Source organism: Actinomadura sp. NPDC048955 (assembly GCF_040649435.1).
Lineage (GTDB): Bacteria > Actinomycetota > Actinomycetes > Streptosporangiales > Streptosporangiaceae > Spirillospora > Spirillospora luteofluorescens.
The window spans coordinates 1-3,980 of record NZ_JBEZJI010000143.1 but is presented as its reverse complement, the minus strand read 5'-3'; the positions used below and the strand labels follow the sequence as shown (position 1 = coordinate 3,980).

The 3,980-nt window shown below is 60.6% G+C and carries 3 protein-coding genes and 1 pseudogene; 2 read left to right on the top strand and 2 right to left on the bottom strand.

Going from position 1 to position 3,980, the window contains the following annotated elements:
- Nucleotides 1-90: 90 nt before the first annotated feature.
- Entirely contained in the window at nt 91-462 is a 372-nt protein-coding gene (locus AB0C84_RS45395) for a hypothetical protein (RefSeq protein WP_361078968.1), read from the top strand.
- Nucleotides 463-1,181: 719 nt separating this feature from the next.
- Nucleotides 1,182-1,655 (top strand): hypothetical protein, encoded by a 474-nt coding sequence (locus AB0C84_RS45390; protein WP_361078966.1) that lies wholly within the window; start codon nt 1,182-1,184, stop codon nt 1,653-1,655.
- Nucleotides 1,656-2,001: 346 nt separating this feature from the next.
- Here the strand turns inward: AB0C84_RS45390 and AB0C84_RS45385 are convergent, their stop codons facing one another.
- Together AB0C84_RS45385 and AB0C84_RS45380 are read right to left on the bottom strand one after the other, a co-directional pair.
- A complete protein-coding gene (locus AB0C84_RS45385; RefSeq protein WP_361078963.1) occupies nt 2,002-2,733 on the bottom strand; it encodes a hypothetical protein in 732 nt (243 codons plus the stop codon).
- Between the two features lie 1,045 nt (nt 2,734-3,778).
- Nucleotides 3,779-3,980 (bottom strand): annotated as a pseudogene (locus AB0C84_RS45380) (hypothetical protein); the annotation flags it as partial.

Genomic DNA, 3,980 nt, shown 5'->3' with positions numbered 1-3,980 from the left:
GGGGGGGGGGCTCAAGCCAAACCACCTCCCCCCCGCCCCGGCAGGCCGCTGAGCAGAGCTCGTCAGCACCCACACAACCAGGAGGTTCGCATGGCGTCCCCTCAAGGCACGGCACTCTGTCTGGTCTCCAGCTCTGTCGGCGTCGAGCCCAACGGCTGGAGCCCGAACGGACGCCGCACGCAGGTCATGGCCCGGCAAATCACCGCGGCCGTCGCCCTGTACGACCTGATCACCCGCGACTTGCCCGGCGCGTCCTGGAACATCAGCGAGTTCATCCCGGCGTTGAACATCCAACTGCACTCCGCTGCCGATGACGAAATGCGGGCCGGCATCGCCGAGTGGGCGGCCTTCTTCCGCACACAGCCTCGAGTCGAACCCCTAGATGACCACGTCGCTTACGTGGTGGAGGCCACGCACGCCGGAGCTCCGGTGAAGGTGTGGTGCCACACCAACCGCCCCTAGACCCGCCAGTTGGTCGAGAAAAGCGGCGCGTGACTCTGCCGCCATGACGCCGTGGGCCCGAGCCGCGTCCCCGCCGACTCGGGCCCACCGACCGACACCACGCGCCATCATCACGGCACGCCAGCCGCCGATAATCCACTGCCCACAAGCCAACAGCAACGGAGCGACCCGTGAACCTGGGCTTCTACTTGGATGTACGCTTTCCCACCGATGTATCGGCATGTTCACACTGCGCTGAGCCGACCGAACTCAGGGACCTGACCAGTGGTCCAGAGGGGGATCTGCGATGCGCACACTGCACTGACCGCGACGACTGCGTCCTCTGCCTCAATGTCGAACTACGGAAAGACCTGATCCCAGTTCCTGGCCTCGGCTGGGTCTGCAGCAACTGCGTTCGCAAGGAGGCGCGGCGACTTACCAGAACCGTCAGTCCTGCCGAAGCTTACGTGTGCTGAACCTAGGCTGGCTGGTCTCGGCACTGCTGGCCCCGACGAAAGCAGCCATTTCAGGAGATACGCTGTGCTATCCATGAAGATTGAAGTCGCCCCCGGCCTTGGACCAGGAGGGAACAAATGCGCACTTCGCCCCTAATCATCGGCGCTGTGACATTCTCTTTGACCATCTCAGCGTGTGGCGATGGCACACCACAAGATTCCACCGGCGCTCCTCGGCCGAGCCGGAAAGCCCTCCCTCCTGGAGAACTAACACCATCGGCCCCTGTGATTCCTGCTGCATCCGGAGCGATTCTGAAAATCGGCGGTGATTATCCGTATACCTTCCAAGGTGTGGCGGCCGGGACAAGCCCCGTTGCAGACGGCCAACCAGCTTCCGCCGGGCAGGTGTATGGAACTGTGATCTACGAAGTCAAGGGAGACCTTCAGGATCGACCTCTGCCAGCTCCGGCACCGCAGATGGTCTTTAGATGGAGCAGGTGCGGCGGCCTTCAATGCCAATCCGATCCCGTGCAGCGGACGCGTGCCTACATTCCACGATCGCAGGCGGACCAAAGCGGCGACGCTCAATCGGCCGACCCGAGTGAGATGTTGTCGCCCGGCGATACCTACCTCGGCCTCGTCACCGCTGAAATGCCTCAATCTGTCGATCGACGACGTCTTGAGCTGTGCAATGTAAGCTTCACATCGATCAAGGACTGCATCCCGGTCGGAACACTTCCTCCGCTTCCCAAGTACTGAAGTCGGCACGCCGTCCATAAACCGCTGACCACAGCGACCCTTCTTGTGAGCCGCCTACACGAGGCAAGCCATCGGAAGAAGTCGGCCGGACACCATGATGACGATCGAACATTAGGGAACATATTCTAGGCGTACCATTGCTAATGAGTACCTCGCATAAAGTCGACACTTGGCGAGGGTGAGATAACGCGTTAAACGTCAGGCCTGCGAATACACAGATAGCCATTGGACCATCCACGTGAAAATATGTCGACAGCTTGATGCGGAGACCATCTCCGTGAGTGAATTAGAGACTCAATCAGAGATGCTATCTTCTCTGACTGGGCGACTATCGAGCCGTTCGACTTTACTTCGAAGGCCTCGCGGAATGATCCGTCGACTTCGACGATCTCGAATTGCACTCCCCCAGTATGGTTGGCCGCGCCGCTTGCCTTGGCTTCAGCCATGGCGTCTCACCCTTTGCATATTCCTCGATCGCTTCAAGGCGCTTCACGATTACCAGCCACCAATGATCGTAGCCGCGAGCTTGAAACTCTCCCTGCATTGATATCGCTTGCTTGATAAGCCGTTCTGCATCCAGTGGATGCAAAGCGTTAGTTTTCCAAGTTTCCTCCCAAGATGAATTTCGAACCAACCAGTGTTCTGCGAAGGGGGAACTTGATGATCCTGCGCCAGGGAGCATAATTCCGTCATCATTCTCCACTCCATCTTCAACGTCGACCGAAGCATGGTCGATCCCCCAAACGAGCCCGCCATCGGAGATCTGCCAATTGAACTCATGGCGGTCGTCGTTTGCCGTCGCCGCATCGATCACCCCCAGGAGGAGCCCCCCCACGGTCCGCACATACGGCGCGGCGGCTTCGGCTGACAATCCAGGGAGAACGAGCCCTGCGGGACGGCCCGGCATGAGTTCCATATACAATTCTCTAGCGTCGGTTCGCAGGACGATCGGCACGGGGGCGTCTATCCTCTGGCCGAAGATTGAGACAAGTTCCTCGGCGTCGGCGAACCGATCTTCCGTCATCACTTTGCGTATGACGACGGAGCCGTTTTCAAGGTATAGGCGTTCGACACTCACTGCCTCGTCACTACTGCCCAGAAACACTCTCCTGGCAACGCCAGAAGCCAAATCTGCTTGCAGTTCTCTCCTCCTGTTGAAGAGAGCGGAGCGAGGAAAATCTAGATGCAGAACTCGCTGAGCCCTAGCAGGCCGCTCATTAAGGGCATTCATAGCAGATAAAGAAGACCTCTATGTCGAAAATCGAAGACTCACCTACTCTGCTCATCGTGCGAGGCAAATAGATTACCACAATAGACGTCGAAAGAATCGATTGCCTTGTGATGTCTCTTCGAGCACATAAGCGTAGCGCATGCTCGGGCCCGGCGCGGGCGGATCGCTTCGGCCTTGGCTTACCTTGCATCGAGTCAACTCGATGCTGCCCAGATGGAAGGGACCTTTGAGCTGACAGGATCGCTGACAATCGTCCCTATAACAGCGCCGCAGTCACGTCATCGCCCGGCTGGACTTGCCCACCGTGAATCCCCGACCTTCCTCATCAATTTGGCTCCCACGGAGGGGGTCAGGCTTCGCCGATCTGGTTTTCCGGCGAGGTCGAGCTGTGAATCGACGGGCCTGCCTTCCCGTGGACGATGTCCAACGGCTTTGAGCTCGCGATCCTGGCCGTGCGCTGGGACGGGGGACCCCCGTGCACGCCGCGCTCGACGCTTATCCTCACGTGAACCCCGGTCCCGGCTACCGGTGAGCCTGTCTGGCGAGACTCAATGGCGCCCGGCTTTGCCCACATCGCCAGCCTCCCACCCACCGGTTGTCAGGGGTGCTCTGATAGTGGAGGAGATCCGGTCGGCCGAAGGCCAGGTACCGACGCAGCTTGAACAGGCCTGGCCGGCTAACTGCGCCGATCGCTGGGAGGAGTTCCCGCAAGGAACCAGTCCGCGTCCGTCAACCAGGCCCAGGCGCCTAGGCCGTGAACATACCGCCACCTCAGGTGGCCCGCCGGCGACAGCACGCGCACCCTTCACCCAGCCTCGCATGTGCGCGGCAACCTGGGCCGGGCCAAGCATGCCCGTTCGCGAACGAGATCAGCACGTACCTGCCTTCCACGTCACGAACCTTGAATACGACCCAGCGGCCCCAACTTGGCGATCCACTCAAGCAGGTAGCCGGTATGAAGCGAGCGAATCGACTGACAGAAGCTGTGGGGGCTCGTTGCCGGCAGGACGTCCGGGGGCAGCGCCGGGTGCCGCGCGTCGGGGCCGTGCTCGCGCATCGCGACGGCCGCTAACGTGCGGGGCAGCGGCCAGTCC

Bases quoted from the DNA above. Each gene is read 5' to 3' on its own strand.
- AB0C84_RS45395 (WP_361078968.1), top strand. From the start codon at position 91: ATGGCGTCCCCTCAAGGCACGGCACTCTGTCTGGTCTCCAGCTCTGTC.